23 protein-coding genes and 1 pseudogene are annotated in these 20,740 nt (G+C 61.6%); 19 read left to right on the forward strand and 5 right to left on the reverse strand.

All coding sequences use genetic code 11. The annotated features are described in order from the left end of the window. Positions 1-126 precede the first annotated feature (126 nt). A pseudogene (locus tag F6X42_RS44770) lies at positions 127-216 on the reverse strand (IS5/IS1182 family transposase); the annotation flags it as partial. Positions 217-287: 71 nt separating this feature from the next. On the opposite strand from F6X42_RS44770, the gene F6X42_RS38430 reads away from it, so the two are divergent. Genes F6X42_RS38430 through F6X42_RS46140 form a run of 4 tightly spaced genes read left to right on the forward strand, consistent with a single transcriptional unit; the run spans position 288 to position 2,016 of the window. Continuing rightward, positions 288-758, forward strand: a complete 471-nt coding sequence (locus F6X42_RS38430; RefSeq protein WP_187639080.1) for a hypothetical protein — start codon at positions 288-290, stop codon at positions 756-758. 6 nt (positions 759-764) lie between these two features. Further along, positions 765-1,175, forward strand: a complete 411-nt coding sequence (locus F6X42_RS38435; RefSeq protein WP_187639081.1) for a hypothetical protein — start codon at positions 765-767, stop codon at positions 1,173-1,175. 26 nt (positions 1,176-1,201) lie between these two features. Then, entirely contained in the window at positions 1,202-1,597 is a 396-nt protein-coding gene (locus F6X42_RS38440) for a BPSL0067 family protein (RefSeq protein ID WP_187639082.1), read from the forward strand. Continuing rightward, on the forward strand, positions 1,591-2,016 hold the full coding sequence (locus tag F6X42_RS46140; protein ID WP_376776506.1) for an STY0301 family protein: 426 nt from the start codon (positions 1,591-1,593) through the stop codon (positions 2,014-2,016). The genes F6X42_RS38440 and F6X42_RS46140 overlap by 7 nt, the downstream gene beginning before the upstream one ends. 105 nt (positions 2,017-2,121) lie before the next feature. Here the strand turns inward: F6X42_RS46140 and aptA are convergent, their stop codons facing one another. Then, positions 2,122-3,453: an omega-aminotransferase AptA gene (gene aptA / locus F6X42_RS38445; protein ID WP_187639083.1), complete on the reverse strand. Its 1,332-nt coding sequence runs from the start codon at positions 3,451-3,453 to the stop codon at positions 2,122-2,124. A 409-nt stretch (positions 3,454-3,862) separates the two neighbouring features. Here aptA and urtA point away from each other — a divergent pair, with 409 nt between their 5' ends. From urtA to ureG, 15 genes are all read left to right on the forward strand, one after another. Continuing rightward, the gene (urtA, locus tag F6X42_RS38450) at positions 3,863-5,161 is read left to right on the forward strand and encodes an urea ABC transporter substrate-binding protein (RefSeq protein ID WP_187639084.1); all 1,299 of its coding nucleotides are present in this window, start codon (positions 3,863-3,865) and stop codon (positions 5,159-5,161) included. A gap of 132 nt (positions 5,162-5,293) precedes the next feature. Next, positions 5,294-6,937: an urea ABC transporter permease subunit UrtB gene (gene urtB, locus F6X42_RS38455; RefSeq protein WP_187639085.1), complete on the forward strand. Its 1,644-nt coding sequence runs from the start codon at positions 5,294-5,296 to the stop codon at positions 6,935-6,937. Between the two features lies 1 nt (position 6,938). Further along, positions 6,939-8,144 (forward strand): urea ABC transporter permease subunit UrtC, encoded by a 1,206-nt coding sequence (urtC, locus tag F6X42_RS38460; protein WP_187639086.1) that lies wholly within the window; start codon positions 6,939-6,941, stop codon positions 8,142-8,144. Continuing rightward, the gene (urtD, locus tag F6X42_RS38465) at positions 8,144-9,007 is read left to right on the forward strand and encodes an urea ABC transporter ATP-binding protein UrtD (protein ID WP_187639087.1); all 864 of its coding nucleotides are present in this window, start codon (positions 8,144-8,146) and stop codon (positions 9,005-9,007) included. The genes urtC and urtD overlap by 1 nt, the downstream gene beginning before the upstream one ends. Before the next feature lie 50 nt (positions 9,008-9,057). Beyond that, positions 9,058-9,750 (forward strand): urea ABC transporter ATP-binding subunit UrtE, encoded by a 693-nt coding sequence (gene urtE, locus F6X42_RS38470; protein ID WP_187639088.1) that lies wholly within the window; start codon positions 9,058-9,060, stop codon positions 9,748-9,750. Between the two features lie 75 nt (positions 9,751-9,825). Continuing rightward, on the forward strand, positions 9,826-10,185 hold the full coding sequence (locus F6X42_RS38475; RefSeq protein ID WP_246530462.1) for a hypothetical protein: 360 nt from the start codon (positions 9,826-9,828) through the stop codon (positions 10,183-10,185). Between the two features lie 371 nt (positions 10,186-10,556). Further along, positions 10,557-10,754, forward strand: a complete 198-nt coding sequence (locus F6X42_RS38480) for a hypothetical protein (protein WP_187639089.1) — start codon at positions 10,557-10,559, stop codon at positions 10,752-10,754. Between the two features lie 70 nt (positions 10,755-10,824). After that, positions 10,825-11,694: an urease accessory protein UreD gene (locus tag F6X42_RS38485; protein ID WP_187639090.1), complete on the forward strand. Its 870-nt coding sequence runs from the start codon at positions 10,825-10,827 to the stop codon at positions 11,692-11,694. Positions 11,695-11,910: 216 nt separating this feature from the next. Further along, entirely contained in the window at positions 11,911-12,723 is an 813-nt protein-coding gene (locus tag F6X42_RS38490) for a transporter substrate-binding domain-containing protein (protein ID WP_187639091.1), read from the forward strand. Positions 12,724-12,893: 170 nt separating this feature from the next. Continuing rightward, positions 12,894-13,196: an urease subunit gamma gene (gene ureA / locus F6X42_RS38495; RefSeq protein ID WP_008923043.1), complete on the forward strand. Its 303-nt coding sequence runs from the start codon at positions 12,894-12,896 to the stop codon at positions 13,194-13,196. A 24-nt stretch (positions 13,197-13,220) separates the two neighbouring features. Next, positions 13,221-13,526: an urease subunit beta gene (locus tag F6X42_RS38500; protein ID WP_187639092.1), complete on the forward strand. Its 306-nt coding sequence runs from the start codon at positions 13,221-13,223 to the stop codon at positions 13,524-13,526. A gap of 75 nt (positions 13,527-13,601) precedes the next feature. Continuing rightward, a complete protein-coding gene (gene ureC / locus F6X42_RS38505; protein WP_187639093.1) occupies positions 13,602-15,308 on the forward strand; it encodes an urease subunit alpha in 1,707 nt (568 codons plus the stop codon). A gap of 2 nt (positions 15,309-15,310) precedes the next feature. Beyond that, positions 15,311-15,970, forward strand: coding sequence for an urease accessory protein UreE (gene ureE, locus F6X42_RS38510; RefSeq protein ID WP_187639094.1), 660 nt, complete (start codon positions 15,311-15,313; stop codon positions 15,968-15,970). Beyond that, complete coding sequence (locus tag F6X42_RS38515; protein WP_187639098.1) at positions 15,957-16,637, forward strand: urease accessory protein UreF; 681 nt, start codon at positions 15,957-15,959, stop codon at positions 16,635-16,637. Before ureE ends, F6X42_RS38515 begins: the two co-directional genes overlap by 14 nt. 20 nt (positions 16,638-16,657) lie before the next feature. Further along, positions 16,658-17,314, forward strand: coding sequence for an urease accessory protein UreG (gene ureG / locus F6X42_RS38520; RefSeq protein ID WP_187639095.1), 657 nt, complete (start codon positions 16,658-16,660; stop codon positions 17,312-17,314). Positions 17,315-17,636: 322 nt separating this feature from the next. Here the strand turns inward: ureG and F6X42_RS38525 are convergent, their stop codons facing one another. From F6X42_RS38525 to F6X42_RS38535, 3 genes are all read right to left on the reverse strand, one after another. Beyond that, positions 17,637-18,149: a hypothetical protein gene (locus F6X42_RS38525; RefSeq protein WP_187639096.1), complete on the reverse strand. Its 513-nt coding sequence runs from the start codon at positions 18,147-18,149 to the stop codon at positions 17,637-17,639. 300 nt (positions 18,150-18,449) lie between these two features. After that, positions 18,450-18,815: a hypothetical protein gene (locus tag F6X42_RS38530; protein WP_246530463.1), complete on the reverse strand. Its 366-nt coding sequence runs from the start codon at positions 18,813-18,815 to the stop codon at positions 18,450-18,452. Positions 18,816-19,549: 734 nt separating this feature from the next. Beyond that, positions 19,550-20,740: glycoside hydrolase family 19 protein (locus F6X42_RS38535; RefSeq protein ID WP_376776507.1), on the reverse strand; the 1,191-nt coding region annotated here is incomplete at its 5' end.

Raw genomic sequence — 20,740 nt, forward strand, 5'->3', positions numbered from 1 at the left:
TGTTGCTGGAAGGCATTGCCTTCAGGGATGGCGAACCGGTGAAAGACGATCAACCGGTTCAGCAGAAACTCGCCGCCTGAAGTCCCTGCTCATCAAGTTGCCTATACACCAGTCTTGACGCTAGCTCGCGTCCTTGTTCATCAAGGTCAGGTACGGAGCGGCGAAATACCACTCTTCATCCGATACATCCGTTGGATAGGGTCTGCGTTTCTTCATCCTGCCAGGATACCAGGTCCGACAGAAAGTGCCTAACACCCTCTAACGATCAGAGAGAAATCGAGCGCCGCTTGTCAGCACTTCGCGGCTTGGAATGGAGCAGCGTCAGTCGTGCAGCGGATATGCTTACCTTGGGTTTTGGCCCGAAGCACGAAGAGAAAAACTTTTATGGTTTGCCCAGGCAGGTCAGCGCATGGGCTCTTCATATTCAGTGCGCCTGGACGCTGAGCGAGGCGGGCAAAGTCATCGCAACCGAAGAGTCTCTCAGGGGTCCCGACGAGGAGGCTAACGCATTTGCGCTGCGTCTGCGGCAATGGTTAGCGCGAAATGCACCCATCATCGTCGAGAGCATATCGGCCAACTCTGACTGCTGCCTGGTCGTGTCTTTGTCGCAAGCGTTGCGTTTGATTGTCGCGCCGGACGTAACATCGGATCACGAGAACTGGCGGTTCTTCGGGTCGAAGCGCGACGCGAAACATTTGGTGATTGAAGGCGGGACAGTCGCTCCCGAATCATTCGACTGTGCCGGCATGACGCGATGAAATGAAATGGAAGAATCAAATTACGCAAACGTGCGGGATATCCAGAATTTCCCAAGCTTCCACGATGCAGAGCTCTTTCGGATTGAGCATCGTCGCGACGAGCGCGAGTTCGAGCTTGGCTTTAAGCGCGTCAACGGTGAAATTGAGGTTCTGCTTTTCAAGCAGGTGATTTCCCTGCGGATGCTGGACTTCGCAGAGCAAAACGTTGTCTCACGCGTATTGCTGTCGCCGAAGCATTCATTTTCCGTCAGCGACGTGAGGACAATTATCGGATGGATCCGTAGCTGGCCGACTCCAAACCCGCGCTTGTATCTCACGAGCAGGCAGAAAAGATCACTCAGGACATACTGCCGCCCCCGCCACATCTTTTCAGACTATGCCCAAATGGACGATGGGCGTTTCGCGGGTAGGCTTTGAACCTTCATAGTTAAAGGTCAATCGATATGAGTCACGTATTAGCTAACGCGGCGATCTACAGCGGGAAACGCTTTCCCAATGCGAAAGGTCATACGGAGTGCGTTGAGTTCATTCGGCAAACCATGAACGCACCCAATACAGCGGTGTGGCGCGAGGGTACGAAAATCGTGAGGATAGCCCCCGGTCAAACAGACCCGATCCCGTCGGGAACCGCCATTGCCACGTTTGTGGGCGGCAGGTATCCGCACCACGGAAGTACCGGCAAGCACGCGGCTATCTATCTCGGACAGGACGCCACTGGTATTCACGTCATGGATCAGTGGAACAGCCAGAATCAGGTACGCCGGCGAACAATTTATTGGCATCCCCATTCCGGAGGCTTGGGCAACAATGCGAATGCTTTCTCGGTGATCGAATGGTGAAATCAAATCTCCCGGTAGTGGCGGTGATCGCGTCACTTGGCCTCTTTCTCACGAATCAGGCTTGCGCAACAGAATTGGCGTGCTTGACATCAATTTCAGTCAATGAGTCATTGAATCAACCAATATCCCAAGAATGGACGCCCCAGATGGATACGTCGCCTCGCTTTTTGCAGGGGATAACATTCTTCGATGACGATCCGAAAAAGAACGCAAGCATCGCCCCGACTAGCGACACCGCATTGTCGGGCCACGAGCGAATAGCCCGGTGGCGCTTTCGATCAAGCGGCGTCCCGATCTGGCTCGGGTGTCGATATGAAGGCACTGGCATCGTGCTTACAAGGCAACTGCCAGCTTCCTATAAAGAATGCCGGCTTGTTTATGGCCCCGGTGAGGTCGTCAAGAAGATTAGCTGCGACTAGTCAGTCGCTTGAAGTCGAACCCGAACCATCGGTTTAAGACACTCGCATACGGAAACCCGACCCCCACAAGTCGGCTTTTTTTGTGCCCACGCCCCCCACCTCCCGCTACGTCGTCTCCGTCAACACCTCCGCCACCGTCCCAAAGATCTCGTCGATCTGCGCGTCATCGACGATCAACGGCGGCGAGAACGCGAGAATATCGCCGGTATAGCGCGTGAGCACGCCCTTCTCGAAACAACGCACGAACACATCGTAGGCCCGCGCGCCCGGCGCGCCGTCGCGCGACGCCAGCTCCACACCGCCGACGAGCCCCAGATTGCGCACATCGATCACATGCGGCTCGCCGCGCAGCTTGTGAATCGCGCGTTCAAAGACAGGCGCCATCCGCGCGGCCCGTTCGAATAGCTGCTCGCGTTCGTACAGATCGATGGTCGCGCACGCGGCGGCCGCCGCAATCGGATGCCCCGAATACGTATAGCCGTGGAATAGTTCGATGCCGCCCGGCGCGCCGCCCACGATCGTGTCGTGAATCTTCGCGCTCGCCGCGACCGCGCCCATCGGCGCCGCGGCGTTGTTGGTGCCCTTGGCCATCGTCAGCAGATCGGGCGTCACGCCGAAGTACTGCGCGGCGAACGGTGCGCCGAGGCGTCCCCAGCCGGTAATCACTTCGTCGAAGATCAGCAGGATGCCGTGCTTGTCGCAAATCTCCCGCAAACGCTGCAGGTAGCCTTGCGGCGCAATCAATACGCCGGTCGAGCCCGCCACCGGCTCGACGATCACCGCGGCGATCGTCGACGCATCGTGCAGCGTGACGAGCCGCTCGAGTTCGTCGGCCAGATGCGCGCCCCACGCCGGCTGCCCCTTCGAAAACGCCGCCTCCTTCAGATTCAGCGTGTGCGGCAGATGATCGACCGCGGGCAGCAGCCCGCCTGAAAACGCCTTGCGATTCGGCGCGATACCGCCGACCGAGATCCCGCCGAAGCCGACACCGTGATAACCGCGCTCGCGTCCGATCATCCGTGTGCGCTGCCCTTCGCCTTTTGCGCGGTGATAGGCCAGCGCGATCTTCAACGCGGTATCGACCGCTTCGGAACCCGAGTTCGCAAAGAAGATGTGCTTCAGATCGCCAGGCGTATGACGCGCGATTTTCGTCGCCGCCTCGAAGGCCTTCGGATGCCCCATCTGGAAGGTCGGCGCGAAATCCATTTCCGCGGCCTGCGCCTGCACCGCCGCGACGATCTCGTCGCGGCAATGGCCCGCGTTCACGCACCACAAGCCCGCCGTGCCGTCGAGTACGCGGCGGCCATCGTGCGTCGTGTAGTACATCCCCTTCGCGCTCGCGAGCAGCCGCGGCGCGCTCTTGAACTGGCGGTTCGCGGTGAAGGGCATCCAGAAAGCGGACATTTCGGGTGGGCTGACGGCAGCGCCTTCGCTCATGTCGGGTCTCCTTGTTATGCGTCGGTGGTCTTTCAGTGTAGGCAGAGCGCGCGTCATGCACAAAGACGCGGCGCATTGATGCCGCCCATGCACCGCCGATGCGCCGCCAACGGTCCGTGTGAGCCAGCGGCGCTCCGCTGGCGGCGAAGTACGCTTCGTCGCGGCGCGATGCGCACCCGAACGAAGCGCGACGCGCGCGACTGCACCAGTTTTGCGCCCTGTCAGCAATTAGCCGGTTCGCCGCGGCGCGCCGACCGCCGCACCGCAGCGAGCATCGCACGTGCATCGCGTCGAATGTGTCACATGGCACGTGCCTTGCAGTAGACGAACGGCAAGTCGTGCGAGCTCGGCCCAGCTGGCTGAAATCGACGCTCATAAACAGTAACCATCACTGGCAAGGGGAAAGCACATGAAACGTCGCAGTCTGTTGAAGTTCGGCTCCATGTCCGGCGCGCTCGCGCTCGCGGGCCGCGTGCCGTTCGCGCACGCGCAGTCCGATAGCGGCCCGATCAAGGTGGGGATCCTGCATTCGCTGTCCGGCACGATGGCGATCTCCGAGACGTCGCTGAAAGACACCGCGTTGATGACGATCGCCGACATCAACAAGAACGGCGGCGTGATGGGCCGTCAGATCCAGCCGGTCGTCGTCGACCCGGCGTCGAACTGGCCGCTTTTCGCCGAGAAGGCGCGCCAGCTTCTGACCCAGGACAAGTGCGCGGTCGTATTCGGCTGCTGGACGTCGGTGTCGCGCAAGTCGGTGCTGCCGGTGTTCGAGGAGCTGAACGGCCTGCTGTTCTATCCGGTGCAGTACGAAGGCGAGGAGATGTCGCGCAACGTGTTCTATACGGGCGCCGCGCCGAACCAGCAGGCGATTCCCGCGACCGAATATCTGATGAGCGCCGAAGGCGGCGGCGCGAAGCGCTTCTTCCTGCTCGGCACCGACTATGTGTATCCGCGCACGACCAACAAGATCCTGCGCGCGTTCCTTAAATCGAAGGGCGTGCAGGAAGCCGATATTCAGGAGGTCTATACGCCATTCGGCCACAGCGACTATCAGACCATCGTCGCGAACATCAAGACCTTCTCGCAGGGCGGCAAGACCGCGGTGATCTCGACCGTGAACGGCGATTCGAACGTGCCGTTCTACAAAGAGCTCGGCAACCAGGGGCTGAAGGCGTCGGATGTGCCGGTCGTCGCGTTCTCGGTCGGTGAGGAGGAGCTGCGCGGGATCGACACGAAGCCGCTCGTCGGCAATCTCGCGGCCTGGAACTACTTCATGTCGCTGCGCAACCCGGCCAACGAGAAGTTCAAGAAGCAATGGGCCACGTGGGTCAAGGACAACAACCTGCCGGGCGGCACGAAGCGCGTGACCAACGATCCAATGGAAGCGACCTTCGTCGGCATTCATATGTGGAAGCAGGCGGTCGAGAAAGCGAAAAGCACCAACGTCGACAAGGTGCGCGTCGCGATGATCGGACAGACCTTCGCGGCGCCGTCGGGTTTCACGCTGGAGATGGACGGCAACCACCATCTGCACAAGCCGGTGATGATCGGCGAGGTGCGCGCGGATGGCCAGTTCAACGTCGTGTGGCGCACCAAGGGACCGGTTCGCGCGCAACCGTGGAGCCCGTTCATCGCCGGCAATGCGGGCAAGCCGGATGTCGTCAGCTCGATTCCGGCGTTCCTGCGGCGCTCGCGCGTCGCATGACGTGTCGGAGTGAGCCTTGCTGCGGCGCGCGGCGGCGCGCGCCGACGTCACGCTGAAGCTGCGGCGACGCCTCACGCGGCGCCTTGGCGCGCTTGGCTGGCTCATCGATTCAACCCAGTGCAAAAGGCCATCATGGCGTTTTCATTTTCGACTTCCGTCCGGCGGCGCGGCGCGGCGCTGCTGGTGCCGCTCGCGGTCCTCGCGGTCCTGCTCGCCGCCGCGCCCGGCGCCGCGTTCGCGCTGACCCAGGCCGACGTCGCGCCGCTCGCCGGCGACGACTTCGACGCGAAGTCCGCCGCGATCGACAAGCTGATCGCCGCGCACGATAGCGCGTCGCTCGCGGTGCTCAAGGCACTCGCCGACGACAGCGCGCTCGCCACCGACTCGGGCGAAGTGCTGCTGCAAGACGGCGACGCCACTCGCGATGCCGTCACCGGCCAGCCCGTCGCCGCGAGCGACGCACAGCCGCTCACGCTGAACAACCTGTTGCGCTCGAAAGTAGCGGGCGCGATGTCGGGCCTGCAACTCGCCTCACCCGACCAGGCGACACGCGCAGCCGCCGTTGACGCGCTGCTGCAGAATCCCGATCCGTCGCTCAAACCGCTCGTCGACGCGGCGCGCGCGAAAGAAACCGATCCCGCGCTGAAGAAACGTCTCGACACGCTGTGGGCGATGAGCGCCTTGCACGACCCGGATCGGGCGAAGCGTCTCCAGGCGGTGCAACTGGTCGCCGCGCGCCACGACCTCGACATGAACGAGCTGCTGCGCCCGCTCGTCGCGAAGAAAGCGGACGGCACGTTTGCCGAAACCGACGAACGCGTGCGCGTGGCCGCGCAAAGCGGCATTGATGAGCTCGATGCGATCCAGCGCCGCAGCCAGATCGCGGGCACGCTGTTCGCGGGGTTGTCGCTCGGCAGCGTGCTGCTGCTCGCCGCGCTCGGCCTCGCGATCACGTACGGGCTGATCGGCGTGATCAACATGGCGCACGGCGAGTTTCTGATGATCGGCGCCTACGCGACCTACGTCGTGCAGAACCTCGTTCAGCGCTTCGCGCCCAATGCATTCGACTGGTATCCGCTGCTCGCGATTCCTGCCGCGTTCGTCGCGGCCGCGCTGGTCGGCATCGTGCTGGAACGGCTGGTGTTGAAGCACCTGTATGGTCGCCCGCTCGAAACGCTGCTGACCACCTTCGGCGTGAGCCTGATCCTGATTCAGGCGACCCGCATGCTGTTCGGCGCGCAGAACGTACAGGTCGTCAATCCGTCGTGGATGAGCGGCGGCGTGACCGTGCTGCCGAACCTGATCCTGCCGTACAACCGGCTCGCGATTCTCGCGTTCTCGCTGATCGTCGTCGCGATCGCGTGGGCCGTGCTCACGCGCACGCGGCTCGGTCTGTTCGTGCGCGCGGTCACGCAGAACCGCCGCATGGCCGCGTGCGTCGGCGTGAAAACCGCGCGCGTCGATTCGTATGCATTCGCGTTCGGCGCGGGCATCGCGGGGCTAGGCGGCTGCGCGCTGTCGCAGATCGGCAATGTCGGGCCCGACCTCGGCCAGAGCTACATCATCGATTCGTTCATGGCGGTCGTGCTCGGCGGCGTCGGCCAGCTTGCGGGCACGGTGCTCGGCGGCTTCGGCCTCGGCCTCGTCAGCAAGGCGATCGAACCGTTCTGGGGCGCGGTGCTGGCGAAGATTGCGGTGCTCGTGCTGATCGTGCTGTTCATCCAGAAGCGTCCGCAGGGCATGTTCGCCTTGAAGGGCCGTAGCGCGGAGGCGTGAGATGACACCGGCTACTTCATCGGCAAAGCCGCCTTCCGCTGCGTCGTCGCGCGTCGGTGTTGCTGGCGCGGATGCCGGCGGCGCGCGCGAGTCCAACAGCGGCTTCGCGCTCGGCCTGCCAACACGGCCCGCGCTGCTGTCGCGTCGCGCGTGGCTCGCGCTGATCGCGTTGATCATCGCGTTCGGCCTCGGCGTGCCGTTCGCCGCGCTCGTGGTTCCGGAGACGAGCGCATTGCATCTGTCCGCGTACGCGATGACGCTGACCGGCAAATTCATGTGCTACGCGATCGCGGCGCTCGCACTCGATCTCGTGTGGGGCTACTGCGGCATCCTGAGTCTGGGTCACGCTTTGTTCTTCGCGCTCGGCGGCTACGCGATCGGCATGTACCTGATGCGCGCGATCGGCCACGACGGCAAGTACGGCAGCGATCTGCCCGACTTCATGGTGTTTCTCGACTGGCACCAGTTGCCGTGGTACTGGCAGGGCACGCAGCATCTCGGCTACGCGCTGCTGCTCGTCGTGCTGGTGCCCGCCGTGGTCGCATGGGTGTTCGGCTTCTTCACGTTCCGCTCGCGCGTGAAGGGCGTCTATCTGTCGATCATCACGCAGGCGATGACCTTCGCCGCGATGCTGCTGTTCTATCGCAACGAAACCGGCTTTGGCGGCAATAACGGCTTCACCGACTTCAAGCGCATCGGCGGTTTTCCGATCACGCATCAGGGCACGCGCGCCGCCTTGCTGTTGATCACGTTCGCGGTGCTGATCGCCGCGTTCGTCGGCGCGCGCGCGATCGTCACGTCGAAGCTCGGCCGCGTCGTGACCGCCGTGCGCGACGGCGAAACGCGGCTGATGTTCGTCGGCTACAGCCCGCTCGCGTACAAGCTGTTCGTGTGGACGGTGTCGGCGGTGCTGTGCGGCATCGCGGGCGCGTTGTACGTGCCGCAGGTCGGCATCATCAATCCGGGCGAGATGTCGCCGGGCAACTCGATCGAAATGGCGATCTGGGTTGCGGTCGGCGGACGCGGCACGCTGATCGGACCCATCATCGGCGCGTTCGCGGTGAACGGCGCGAAGAGCTTTTTCACGGCGAACTTTCCGGAATACTGGCTGTTCTTTCTCGGCCTGATCTTCGTGCTGGTGCCGCTGCTGTTGCCGAACGGCATCATGGGTCTCGTCGATCTGCTGACGCGTAAAAGGAACCGCTGATGAACCTGAACCCGATGGTTCCCGATCTGGATTTGCCCGAAGCACCGGCGCAACGCTCGTTGAGCGGCGTCGCGAACATGGGGCACGCGGTCGTGCCCGGCGAGATCGACGTGTCGCACGGCACGATCCTGTATCTCGAAGACGTGACGGTCAGCTTCGACGGCTTTCGCGCATTGAACGCGCTGACGCTCGCAATCGACGCGGGCGAATTGCGCTGCATCATCGGCCCGAACGGCGCGGGCAAGACGACGATGATGGACGTGATCACGGGCAAGACCGCGCCCGATCACGGCAAGGTGTTTCTCGGCCAGTCGATCGATCTGACGCGAATGAACGAACCGGCGATCGCTCGCGCCGGTATCGGCCGAAAGTTCCAGAAGCCGACCGTGTTCGAGCAGCATCCGGTGTGGGAAAACCTCGAACTCGCGATGAAGGCCGACAAGGGCTGGTGGGCGTCGCTGCGCGCGCGGCTCGATCGCGACGCGCAGGCGCGCATCGAGGAAACGCTTGCGTTGATCGGGCTGGAAAGCGAGGCGCGACGGCTCGCCGGCGAGCTGTCGCACGGCCAGAAGCAGCGCCTCGAAATCGGCATGCTGCTGATGCAGCAACCGGCGCTGCTGCTGCTCGACGAACCCGCGGCCGGCATGACCGACGACGAAACGATGCAGCTCGCCGAGTTGCTCAATCACCTGCGCGGCACCTGCTCGATGATGGTCGTCGAGCACGACATGGAGTTCGTCGCGGCGCTCGCGGGCGACACGGGCAAGGTGACGGTGATGGCCGAAGGACGCGTGCTGGCGCACGGCACGCTCGACGAAGTGAAACGCGATGAGACCGTCATCGAGTCTTATCTTGGCCGCTGACGGCGGCTAGCGGCGCAACCGCATCGTCAACTCGACAGGATGACCAGGCAATGCTCGAAGTGGACCGACTGAACCAGTACTACGGCGGCAGCCATATTCTGCGCGACGTGAAGCTGACCGTGCCCGATGGCAAGCTGACGGTGCTGCTCGGGCGCAACGGCGTCGGCAAGACCACGCTGCTGCGCTGTCTGATGGGCGTCGTGCCCGCGAAAAGCGGCGCGATGGCGTGGCGCGGCGCACCGCTGATGAAACTGCCGACCCATGCGCGCGTCGCCCAGGGGCTCGCCTACGTGCCGCAGGGCCGCGATATTTTCCCGCGCCTGAGCGTCGAGGAAAATCTGCTGGTGGGCGCCGCCAGCAGAAAGGCGCCGAAGCAAGTCCACGAGCGCATCTACGCGCTGTTCCCGGTGCTGAAGGACATGCGCAACCGGCGCGGCGGCGATCTGTCCGGCGGTCAGCAGCAACAGCTCGCGATTGGCCGCGCGCTGATGAGCGAGCCACAACTGCTGATCCTCGATGAGCCGACCGAGGGCATCCAGCCGTCGATCATTCAGGACATCGGCCGCACGCTGCGGCAGCTCGTCGAGGACATGGGCATGACGGTGCTGCTCGTCGAGCAGTACTACGACTTCGCAAAAGCGATCGCCGATCACTATTGGGTGATGAGTCGCGGCGAAATCATCGCGGGCGGCGACGGGGCGAACATGGACGCGGATGGGGTAAGGGGGTTGATTGCCGTGTAAGCAAGCTCAAGTTATCCGCCGCGCAACCGTTACACAGGCTAGGCAGCGCCGCAACGGTTCGATCAGGTGGACACCATGGACGACAAAAAGCAGGTCAGACGCGAGTTCTACAGAAACCCCGCCTCCTATTGCAGGGTGATGAATGTCGTGTCGGCGGTCACTTTTGGGCTATTCGAGGTGGATAGCGGCGGTACGGTCGGCATGCTGTCGGTGCGCTGGGAGAAGCTCGGCAACGAACTCGCGCCACAACTGCACGCGTACTACGACAGCTGGCACGTGCTCGCGTCGTTCCCCGACGTTCTCGCGAGAATGGCCGACACAACCGGTCCGTCGTGTTCGCCGGAAGCATTCTGTCAGCTTTTGCTCGAATGCGGATTCATCAATCGCGCGGAACGGGGTGTGGACGATCACGCCGAGCCGACACCCGCACGTTAGGGTCTGTTTACATATGGAACGCACGTGCGAATGCCCGCTATCGGTCGTCCCCCAAGGGGACTTCCTTCGGGGCGCAGGGCAAGGAGTAAGGAGCGCTGCGTGGCCGCGCCACGTGAGCGACGCGCGACGCCGCCATGCGGCCGATAGCGGGCATTCCCCTGAAAGAAATCCAGGCAATGGGGTTGCCGCGAGAAGGGCCGCTCGCTGCGTCATGCTCCTTGCGAATACGTCGAGTATTCGCGGCGTCGCAGTCCTTGCGAGCGGCCCTTCTCGCGGCAACGCACGTGCGTTCCATATGTAAACAGACCCTAAGCGCGGCCACGATACGGCCCGGCTTAGCAACACAACATCGATCGAGAAAGGAGAAAAGCATGTCCGTGACGGTTCACGTCGAGTATCAGTACTGCCAACATGGCAAGAAAGCAGTCCAGACAGGCAGCGACTCGTTGACCGTCCAGGAGAACACCCCCCGCGCGATTCTTGCGTTGCTGCGACTGCTGCATCCGCATTGGGAGGGCATCAAGGTGCTGTCAGTGACCGAGGCTTCGCCTGAAGACACCGCGTCGTAGTCCTACCGTGGGTTCCGCGCCTGGACACGCGTGCTATCCTCGCCGCACGCCGATTCCACCATCTATCCGCATGTCGCTTCACGAAAACCACGCCACGCTCGCCGCCGCGCCCCCGCCGTGGCGCGCGCGTCTCGAACTCGGCTTCGTCGGCGACGGCGCTCGCACGACCCTCGCGCACCGGCTCCACGATGGGCCGCTGCGCGTGCAACGGCCGCTCTATCCGGAAGGCCCGGCGATCTGTCACGCGGTGATCGTGCATCCGCCCGGCGGCGTCGCGGGTGGCGATCAGCTCGACATCGACATCACGCTTGCCGCGCACACCCATGCGGTGCTGACGACGCCGGGCGCAACCAAGTGGTACAAGTCGAACGGCCGGGCGGCGCGGCAGCGCGTCGCGCTGCAGGTCGGCGAACACGCGAAGCTCGACTGGCTGCCGCAGAATAACCTCGTGTTCGATCACGCGAACGCGCAACTCGATTTTTCGCTGACGCTCGCCGACGGCGCGAGCGCGATCGGCTGGGACGCGACGCAGCTCGGACGGCAGGCGGCCGGCGAACGCTGGTCGGCGGGTAGCTTGCGCACGCTGTCGCGCATCGTCGGCGCGAACGGCGAGCTGCTGTGGTTCGAACGCGCGAGCCTCACCGCCGACGATCCGCTGCGCGACGCACCGCAGGGCCTCGCCGGCTTTCCGGCCTACGGCACGCTGTGGGCCGTAGGCGCCGCGTGCGACGACGCGCTCGCCGAATCGCTGAGCGCGCAACTGCCGTTCGACGACACGTTGCGAGCGGCCGCCTCGTGCGTGACGAACGGCGTGCTGCTCGTGCGCGCAGTGTCGCGCTCGATGGAAACGCTGCAGCACGCGCTCACGCACTGCTGGCTGCAATTGCGGCCGGTCGTGCATGGCGTTGCGGCGGTGCCGTTGCGAATCTGGTCGACCTGAGCGCGCGGTTCCCCGTTTTTTCTTGATCGCATCCTTCGCGCACCAGGCTGGCGCAACCGTACGCCCCAACACTGTGCACGGGCCGCCGAAGCGCGCCGCCCGCCTCAGCGCAGCGCGATGGCACATAGCTTGCGTGGCATTCGCCACTTCGCGGCCGGCCGTCATGAAGCCAGCGACGACCCGACACCAACGACACCCCACCACCGCTCACGCCCCATGATCCGTACTCTCCCCCGCCCCGCGCGCCGCGCCCTGCTGACCGCCTTGCTCGCCCTGCCCATCGCCGCCAGCCTCGCGTTTCATGCGGCCGACGCGCGCGCCGACACGCTCGACAACATCGCGAAGGCCGGCGTGCTGAAGGTTGCCGTGCCCGAGGACTATCCCCCGTTCGGCTCGGTCGGCCCCGACATGAAACCGCAGGGCTACGACATCGACACGGCCGCGCTGCTCGCCCGAGCGATGAACGTGAAGCTCGAACTGGTTCCGGTCAACAGCGCGAACCGCATTCCGTATCTGCAAACAGGCAAGGTCGACCTCGTGATCTCGTCGCTCGGCAAAACGCCCGAGCGCGAGAAGGTGATCGACTTCTCGAGCGCGTACGCGCCGTACTACCAGGGCGTGTTCGGTCCCACCGATATCAAGGTCAGCAGTCCCGCCGACCTGACCGGCAAGACCGTCGGCGCGACGCGCGGTGCGCTCGAAGAAATCGGTCTCACACAAATGGCGCCGAACGCGACGATCAAACGCTTCGAGGACAACAACGCGACGATCGCCGCGTTCCTGTCCGGCCAGGTGCAGCTGATCGCGGCCGGCAACATCGTCGCGGCCGCGATCCTCGCGAAGAATCCGCCGCGCCGTCCGGAGCCGAAGTTCGTGATCAAGAACTCGCCGTGCTTCGTCGGCATGAACAAGAACGAGCCGCGCCTGCAACAGAAGGTCGATGCCGCGATCGCGCAGGCGAAAAACGACGGCACGCTCGCCGCGATGTCGAAGAAGTGGTTCGGCGCACCGCTGCCCGCCGATCTGTAATGTTGCGAGCGCGGTTGCAAGCGCGGTTGCAAGCGTCGTTGTAAGCGCGCCGTTAGCCGGGCTTGATAACGTGACCGGCTGATGGCGCGACGCGGGGACCCCGTCACCGCGTCGCCACACGCCCACTGCGCCACGCCGCCACGACACATCAACGCCGAGACCCACACCCGATGAAGCTGACACCTCGCGAGAAGGACAAGCTGCTGATCTTCACCGCCGCGCTGCTTGCCGAACGGCGCCGAGCGCGCGGCCTCAAGCTGAACTATCCGGAGGCGGTCGCCTTCATCACCGCCGCGCTAATGGAAGCCGCGCGCGACGGCAAGAGCGTCGCCGAGGTCATGCACTACGGCACCACGCTGCTCACGCGCGCCGACGTGATGGAGGGCGTGCCCGAGATGATCCCCGACATCCAGGTCGAAGCGACGTTCCCCGACGGCACCAAGCTCGTGACCGTCCATCATCCGATTCCCTGAACTCATCACCGTCAAGGCAGGCCCATGATTCCCGGCGAACTCCTCATCGACGACGGCGAGCACGAACTGAACGCTGGCCGCGCGACGCTCACGGTGGTCGTGTCGAATACCGGCGACCGCCCGGTGCAGATCGGCTCGCACTATCACTTCTACGAAGTGAACGACGCGCTGTCGTTCGATCGCGAAGCGGCGCGCGGCTTTCGCCTGAACATCGCGGCGGGCACCGCGGTGCGCTTCGAGCCCGGCCAGCAGCGCACGGTCGAACTCGTCGCGCTGGCGGGCGAGCGCATCGTCTACGGCTTCAACGGCAAGGTGATGGGCAAGCTGTAATGCGACGCCCGCGCCCTGGAGTTTCGACCGCCCTGCTCCCCGTGCCTTGCCTGTAGCTCATTCCGGACCCACACCATGACACTACGCATTGGCCGCCGCGCGTACGCGGAGATGTTCGGCCCCACCACCGGCGACCGCGTGCGCCTCGCCGATACCGAACTGCTGATCGAGATCGAACGCGACTTCACGACCTACGGCGAAGAGGTCAAGTTCGGCGGCGGCAAGGTGATTCGCGACGGCATGGGCCAGTCGCAGCGCGTGCACGCCGATGTCGTGGATACCGTCGTGACGAACGCGGTGATCCTCGATCACTGGGGCATCGTGAAGGCCGACATCGGCATCAAGGACGGCCGCATCGCCGCGATCGGCAAGGCCGGCAATCCCGACATCCAGCCGAACGTGACGATCGCGATTGGAGCCGCCACCGAAGTGATCGCGGGCGAAGGGCTGATCGTGACCGCGGGCGGCATCGATACGCACATCCACTTCATCAGCCCGCAGCAGATCGAGGAAGCACTCGCGAGCGGCGTGACGACGATGCTCGGCGGCGGCACCGGCCCTGCGACCGGCACGAATGCGACCACCTGCACGCCGGGGCCGTGGCATCTCGAACGCATGCTGCAAGCGGCCGACGGTTATCCGATGAACCTCGGCTTTCTCGGCAAGGGCAACGTGAGCCAGCCGGCACCGCTCACCGAACAGATCGCCGCGGGCGCGATCGGCCTGAAGCTGCACGAGGACTGGGGCACGACGCCCGCGGCGATCGACAACTGCCTTTCGGTCGCCGACGATACCGACACGCAGGTCGCGATCCACACGGACACGCTGAACGAAGCGGGCTTCGTCGAAGCGACCGTCGCCGCGTTCAAGGGCCGCACGATCCACACGTATCACACCGAGGGCGCGGGCGGCGGCCACGCCCCGGACATCATCAAGGTGTGCGGCGAGGCGAACGTGCTGCCGTCGTCGACGAATCCGACGCGGCCCTATACGGTTAACACGCTCGATGAGCATCTCGACATGCTGATGGTGTGCCATCACCTCGATCCGTCGATTGCCGAAGACATCGCGTTCGCCGAATCGCGGATTCGCCGCGAGACGATCGCCGCCGAGGACATCCTGCACGACCTGGGCGCGCTGTCGATGCTCTCTTCGGATTCGCAGGCGATGGGCCGCGTCGGCGAAGTGATCATCCGCACATGGCAGACCGCGCACAAGATGAAGGTGCAACGCGGCGCGCTGCCCGGGGACAACGCGCGGCACGACAATTTCCGCGCGAAGCGCTATGTCGCGAAGTACACGATCAATCCGGCGATCACCCACGGCATCGCGCATGAAGTCGGTTCGCTCGAGCCGGGCAAGTGGGCCGACCTCGTGTTCTGGGAGCCGGCGTTTTTCGGCATCAAGCCGTCGCTGATCCTGAAGGGCGGCATGATCGCGATGGCGCAGATGGGCGACCCGAATGCATCGATTCCGACGCCGCAGCCCGTGCACTATCGCGAGATGTTCGCGACTCGCGGCGGCGCGCTGGGCCGCACGTCGCTGACCTTCGTATCGCAACTCGCCGCCGATGCGAACGTCGCCGAACGCTACGGTTTGCACAAGCGCATCGTCGCGGTGAAGAATTGCCGCAACGTGACGAAGGCCGACATGATTCACAACGCGTGGCGCCCGACCATTAGCGTCGATCCGGAAACCTATCAGGTGATCGCCGACGGCCAGTTGCTGACCTGCGATCCAGCCTCCGTGCTGCCGATGGCGCAACGCTATTTCCTGTTCTGATCATGCGTACACTGAACAAACTTCTCGCGCCGCATCTGAAGATTGCGCCGGTACTCGTCAAGCGCGCGCCGAGCTTGACGCTCGCGTTCGATGAACGTCGTAGGAGCCGCTTTGCCGCGACGCTCGATAACGGCGAGGAAGTCGCATTGCTGTTGCCGCGCGGCACGGTGCTGCGTGACGGCGACGTGCTCGTCGCCGATGATGGCGGGCTCGTGCGTGTGGTGGCGGCGCATGAAGCGGTGCTTTACGTACGAGCGCCGGATGCGTTGACGTTGACGCGCGCCGCGTATCACCTCGGCAATCGTCATACGCCAGTCGAAGTGGGCGCCGATTATCTGAAGCTCGAATACGATCCGGTGCTGGCCGACATGCTGGCGCGCATCGGCGCGACGATCGAGCAGGTGTCGCTGCCGTTTCAGCCTGAAACCGGTGCGTATGGTGGCGGGCATAAGCATGGGCACGACGAGACGTTCGCCGAGGACTATGCGATCGCGCAGCAGGTGTTTGGTGAGCATCATGGGCAAGAGCATGCTCATGCCGATGCGGGCTCCTCGCACTCGCACTCGCACGATCACGATCACGATCACGATCACGACCATGGCCACGTGCACGACGAATCGTGCGGACATGGGCATCACCCGTATCGTCATGCGCATCGCTGAACTGACCGCGCTGCTGCATCTCGCGTCGCCGGCGCTGCCGATCGGCGCGTTCAGCTATTCGCAGGGTCTCGAAGCGGCGATCGAAGCGCGCTTGATCACGGATGCGGACTCCGCGCGCATATGGATCGAACGCGGCCTGACCGACGTGCTCGCGCGCGGCGAGTTGCCGTTCCTCGCGCAGCAGATCGAACGCTGGCGCACGCACGACGCCGTGGAACTGGCCGACGCCAACGCCGAATTCCTCGCGAGTCGCGAGTCCGCCGAACTGCGTCGCGAAACCGAGCAGATGGGCTGGTCGCTGCGACAGCTATGCGTGTCGCTCGAATGGGGCGACGCGGCAAGACGCGCGACGCTCGCGTCGCTCACGCCGCTCGCGCAGCCGAGCGCGTTCGCATTCGCCGCCTATGCGCACGATGCTCCGGTCGATGCCGCGCTCGCCGCCTATGCGTTCAGCTGGGTCGAGAACCAGGCCGCCGCCGCGTTGAAGGCGGTGCCGCTCGGCCAGCTCGCGGGGCAGCGCATCATCGTCGCGCTGCGCCAGCCGATCGACGCAGCCGTCGCGCGCGCGCTCGCGACCTCGCGTGACGACCTCAACACGTTCGCGCCGCAGCTCGGCATTCTGTCGGCGCGCCACGAGTCGCAGTATTCGCGGCTCTTCCGCTCGTAGCACGATTCCCACGATCCATCATGAACGCACCTCATCATTCCGCTTCCGCTACCCCGACCCGCACGAAGAAGCTGCCACCGCTGCGCGTGGGCGTCGGCGGCCCGGTCGGCTCGGGCAAGACCACGCTGCTCGAAATGCTTTGCAAGGCGATGCGCGACCAGTACGACATTGTCGCGATCACGAACGACATCTACACGAAAGAGGATCAGCGTCTGCTGACGGTCGCGGGCGCGCTGCCGGCCGAGCGCATCATGGGTGTCGAGACGGGCGGGTGCCCGCACACGGCGATCCGCGAGGACGCGTCGATCAACCTCGAAGCGGTCGACCGCATGCTGACGCGTTTTCCGGACGCGGACATCGTGTTCATCGAATCGGGCGGCGACAACCTCGCGGCGACCTTCAGCCCGGAACTGTCGGACCTGACGATCTACGTGATCGACGTCGCGGGCGGCGAGAAGATTCCGCGCAAGGGCGGACCCGGCATCACGAAGTCGGACCTGCTGGTGATCAACAAGACGGATCTCGCGCCGATGGTGGGCGCGAACCTCGATGTGATGGCATCGGACGCGAAGAAGATGCGCGGCGAGCGGCCGTTTGTGATGTGTAATCTGAAGGTGCTGGAGGGGCTTGGCGAGGTGGTGATGTTTATTGAGAAGAAGGGGTTGTTGATGGTGTGAGTTTGGCAATGCCTGTTATCGCGAAAATGGGATGCGCCGGATCGTGGTCTTCGCTATGACGTTCGAAATCGGTCCAGCTTTGGGGACACTCGCGGGTCACGCCGCCGCCGAGTCGCACACAAAAGTTGACGCATCCTTTGAGATCAAATGGAAATTTGGGTTAATGCGGCGCTTCCTGTGACCATAGGTCGAGTATGCGAACGTATTCTGTTGAAGGATACCGATGCGTCGACTAAAGCAATCGGCAACCCAAGCATGCTCCAGCGCCGACACCCGGATCGGAATTAGCAATGGCCGTAAGTCCGGGGTCGGTACAATGAGATCATTTGTAGCCCCATTCAAATAGCTGACGTTTTACCGCTGATGCGTTCTTATATCTGTATATTAAGAGTTGTCCTTCGCGCGTACCGTCGAAGCCAACGCCAAAGCGGTTGGACAGTCCTGTATCCTGTTTCAACTTCGGCAATGGCCCGCCTTGTTCGATCCGTTCGTCGTAGACAAACACCTGATAAACACTTCCGCCGGTTCCGATGGATGGATTATCGGCAGCCCATGCCACTATGATAAAAAGCTTCTTCGGATTTTTGCCAGTCACAAATACGCTCTTGATTTCCGGGGTGACTCCACCCTCTGCTTCATACAGATCAACAAAAATACTACCTGTTTCTCTAATACCTGTTAAATATGCCCGGACTCCGTCTCCATCTTCTCTCCGCTCCGATCTAAACTCGATGCTTGCTCTATCATTAAAAAATGGAATTCGATAACTCAACTGTTCGATTGCGTTAGATAAACCGGACCAGAAAAAGGTGAGTCCCAAATTCAGAACGAACATTCGCACAAATGTTGCTGAAACATATCTTCTCATTGGCTGACCTGACTGAATATTCCGTTGTTCCATATAGCATGAAAGTTGCATTTTTTCGATGAAAGGGTGATATCAATCAGTCACCCGCAATCAAATTTCAATGACGCTCGCCGCAAGAATTGACGGTTGTCGTTATCGGCCGAACTTCCTTCCCATCATTACTAAGATAGAAAATTCTTTCCCGACATTCTTCTTTAGATGTTGCACTTCGATCAATATGATATCGCGCGACCAACATCTTGCTATTGGGTCGACTAACGAGACTGGTTACATAATTTCGTCCATCATTGGTTTTTTGAGGGGGCCCTCATCATTCGAAAACATATCAAGCGCGTTTGATTCCGATCCGCTTACCAAGTTCGAAAGCGTATAATACCTACAACTCGCCCCACAGCTATGAGTTCCGATATAATATTTACGAGCAAAATTTATCCCAATTGGGGCGACCGTTTTTCCCACATCATCACGCCACGCGTCATCCACTTTTTTATAGTAAGTCGGAATCTTTAGCGTGCCATGGTAAACATCAATGGAATAGTCCGAAAAGTTCGGCAGCGCCCCGTTGTCAGCTGCGTGAACAAAGGCACATTCACTAGCAAAAAAAACCATCAAGACTCGAAATATAGCTTTCATTTTCGTCTCACTTAATCAAATCATCGATGCCACCGATCGGCACAGCCAAATCACTCTCTCCAGCCAACTCATCTTTCAGGGTAACCAGGATCGGGATGCGGATGCGGCTCGGGGACCCGTCGATTCGAATCGCGCGCCAGTTCGACGAGCGAATGCACCTGAATTTACGCAACAACGCCCCCTTTGGGTGACGAAGTGCTAGCCGAATAGACACACTCGGCCAGCACCCGGTAAATCTGGTTAATTATCTATACCAGCAACCGGCGGAGCTGTTCGTATTCCGCGGTATGCTCGCTGACTTAGCCGTTGATAGATCCCATCACCACAAGTTAGATTCGAAACAAGCTTCCCTTTCTTTTTTATGTATAAGCCACCAGGGAAACCTTGGTAGATAACGTAGTTGTATTCTCCAGATTTGAATCTTACGTGCGTATAGCTCAAACTTCCCTCGGAAATATCGCTGATCAAAAAAAGACTTTTTGGTGGATATGGCTTATCGGGATATTGAAGCTCAATTTGATCGAGCGTACCAAAGCGATACTGAACGTATCCATTGTTGGACGATATATTACCGGAAGCGCATAATGAGATTATCTTATTGCCAGCTGTGCAGCTGAAATATACCTCTTCGTGTGATTGGCATAGAGTAGTTTCGCCTGCATGCGCATCCACCCCAATGCTCACTATAAACAAGAGGGTTACCAGGCGCGACATCACTCTGGATAAAATGTGTCTCAATTTAAATCTCCGAGGTTAGTAATCTTCTCAAAGTTCGCAACCCGTGCAGCATAGCTGTCAGTGTGCAAATTGACAATTGCCGTAATCGCATTTACTTGATTTCCTGTTGCCCCTCGGTCGGCTATCTCAGGAAGGCGATTCGCCACCCAAAAATAAGCTGCTGATCTTGCGGCGTACTTGGGTTGCGTCAAGAGATCCGGATTTTCTTCGAAATTTGCAACGTCCTTTGGCCATTCATTCTGGTGACCTGTATTCCAATTTGTAAACCGGCGATAGTTGGTACGGCCCGTGAGCTGCTTCATACCTCTTCCTCTGTATTTCCATCCATCACCACTTTCGTAGTCCCCATTGCCCAATTCAGCGCGTCCGCCATAGGCGCCGTTCGCGATAGCCTCGAAATCCTTTTGCGTCATTTGAGTGCTGTCCGCCTTGATTGGCCTCACTTTCTCGTAGCCGTGAGCTATAGCCTGTTTTGGATTTCGTTTGAAGTAAGAGAAACTAGAAATCAAGGAGCTTGCTTTCCAAACAAATCCTTCCTCTAGCGTTAGAGATGGCCCCGTCTCTTGCATTACCTGCGCAAAGAAGTGAGCTCTTCGGAGAGGCGAATCTAATTTGTAAATATCGATGTGTGCATTGAATTCATCGACCAAGCCTTGAAGGTCTTCTATTCGAGCTTTGGGGAATAGTCGTTCCATCATCTGCAGGGTGAATCGAAATTTGCTTCCGTAGAAATTTCCAACCAGGCCGATAGGATTGACATGAAAAACTTCCGGCCTTGGGAAGCACGGCACTGCTGCCTTCACCTCATCCCACCACGCAAGCTTCCCGATCCGCTTCTGCTCTTCCTCGTGCTGCGGCTTGGGCCCCGTCTGCTTCTCCAGCTCGGCGATCAACTGCTTCCATTTTCCCGGTTTCGCCCACTCGCTCTCGTGCTTGACGATCAGCCGGGACGCCGCCTGCATCAGCCACGGATACCCGCCACGCTCAGACTGTGACAGCGTGCATAGCTCATCAGCCGCCTGCTTTCCGTCGCCTTTCCTGAACAGCGCGTCGTACGCCTTGAGCATCAACGGACTGAGATTCGAACGCGAAGCGAGGTCCGCGACATTGGCGCCGCTCGCATAATCCACCCACTTCCGGGTGGTCGCAAAAATCGTATGCGCCGGATCATGGGCATCCGCCAGGCA

This window comes from Paraburkholderia podalyriae, assembly GCF_014397785.1.
In the GTDB taxonomy this organism is placed as follows: Bacteria; Pseudomonadota; Gammaproteobacteria; order Burkholderiales; family Burkholderiaceae; genus Paraburkholderia; species Paraburkholderia podalyriae.

Bases quoted from the DNA above. Each gene is read 5' to 3' on its own strand.
- F6X42_RS38480 (WP_187639089.1), top strand. From the start codon at position 10,557: ATGTCCGTGACGGTTCACGTCGAGTATCAGTACTGCCAACATGGCAAG.
- ureG (WP_187639095.1), top strand. From the start codon at position 16,658: ATGAACGCACCTCATCATTCCGCTTCCGCTACCCCGACCCGCACGAAG.
- F6X42_RS38515 (WP_187639098.1), top strand. From the start codon at position 15,957: ATGCGCATCGCTGAACTGACCGCGCTGCTGCATCTCGCGTCGCCGGCG.
- F6X42_RS38475 (WP_246530462.1), top strand. From the start codon at position 9,826: ATGGACGACAAAAAGCAGGTCAGACGCGAGTTCTACAGAAACCCCGCC.
- F6X42_RS38485 (WP_187639090.1), top strand. From the start codon at position 10,825: ATGTCGCTTCACGAAAACCACGCCACGCTCGCCGCCGCGCCCCCGCCG.
- F6X42_RS38500 (WP_187639092.1), top strand. From the start codon at position 13,221: ATGATTCCCGGCGAACTCCTCATCGACGACGGCGAGCACGAACTGAAC.
- F6X42_RS38525 (WP_187639096.1), bottom strand. From the start codon at position 18,149: ATGTTCGTTCTGAATTTGGGACTCACCTTTTTCTGGTCCGGTTTATCT.
- urtE (WP_187639088.1), top strand. From the start codon at position 9,058: ATGCTCGAAGTGGACCGACTGAACCAGTACTACGGCGGCAGCCATATT.
- urtD (WP_187639087.1), top strand. From the start codon at position 8,144: ATGAACCTGAACCCGATGGTTCCCGATCTGGATTTGCCCGAAGCACCG.
- ureA (WP_008923043.1), top strand. From the start codon at position 12,894: ATGAAGCTGACACCTCGCGAGAAGGACAAGCTGCTGATCTTCACCGCC.
- ureC (WP_187639093.1), top strand. From the start codon at position 13,602: ATGACACTACGCATTGGCCGCCGCGCGTACGCGGAGATGTTCGGCCCC.
- aptA (WP_187639083.1), bottom strand. From the start codon at position 3,453: ATGAGCGAAGGCGCTGCCGTCAGCCCACCCGAAATGTCCGCTTTCTGG.
- urtB (WP_187639085.1), top strand. From the start codon at position 5,294: ATGGCGTTTTCATTTTCGACTTCCGTCCGGCGGCGCGGCGCGGCGCTG.
- F6X42_RS38435 (WP_187639081.1), top strand. From the start codon at position 765: ATGGAAGAATCAAATTACGCAAACGTGCGGGATATCCAGAATTTCCCA.
- urtC (WP_187639086.1), top strand. From the start codon at position 6,939: ATGACACCGGCTACTTCATCGGCAAAGCCGCCTTCCGCTGCGTCGTCG.
- ureE (WP_187639094.1), top strand. From the start codon at position 15,311: ATGCGTACACTGAACAAACTTCTCGCGCCGCATCTGAAGATTGCGCCG.
- F6X42_RS38490 (WP_187639091.1), top strand. From the start codon at position 11,911: ATGATCCGTACTCTCCCCCGCCCCGCGCGCCGCGCCCTGCTGACCGCC.
- F6X42_RS38440 (WP_187639082.1), top strand. From the start codon at position 1,202: ATGAGTCACGTATTAGCTAACGCGGCGATCTACAGCGGGAAACGCTTT.
- F6X42_RS46140 (WP_376776506.1), top strand. From the start codon at position 1,591: ATGGTGAAATCAAATCTCCCGGTAGTGGCGGTGATCGCGTCACTTGGC.
- F6X42_RS38530 (WP_246530463.1), bottom strand. From the start codon at position 18,815: ATGAAAGCTATATTTCGAGTCTTGATGGTTTTTTTTGCTAGTGAATGT.
- urtA (WP_187639084.1), top strand. From the start codon at position 3,863: ATGAAACGTCGCAGTCTGTTGAAGTTCGGCTCCATGTCCGGCGCGCTC.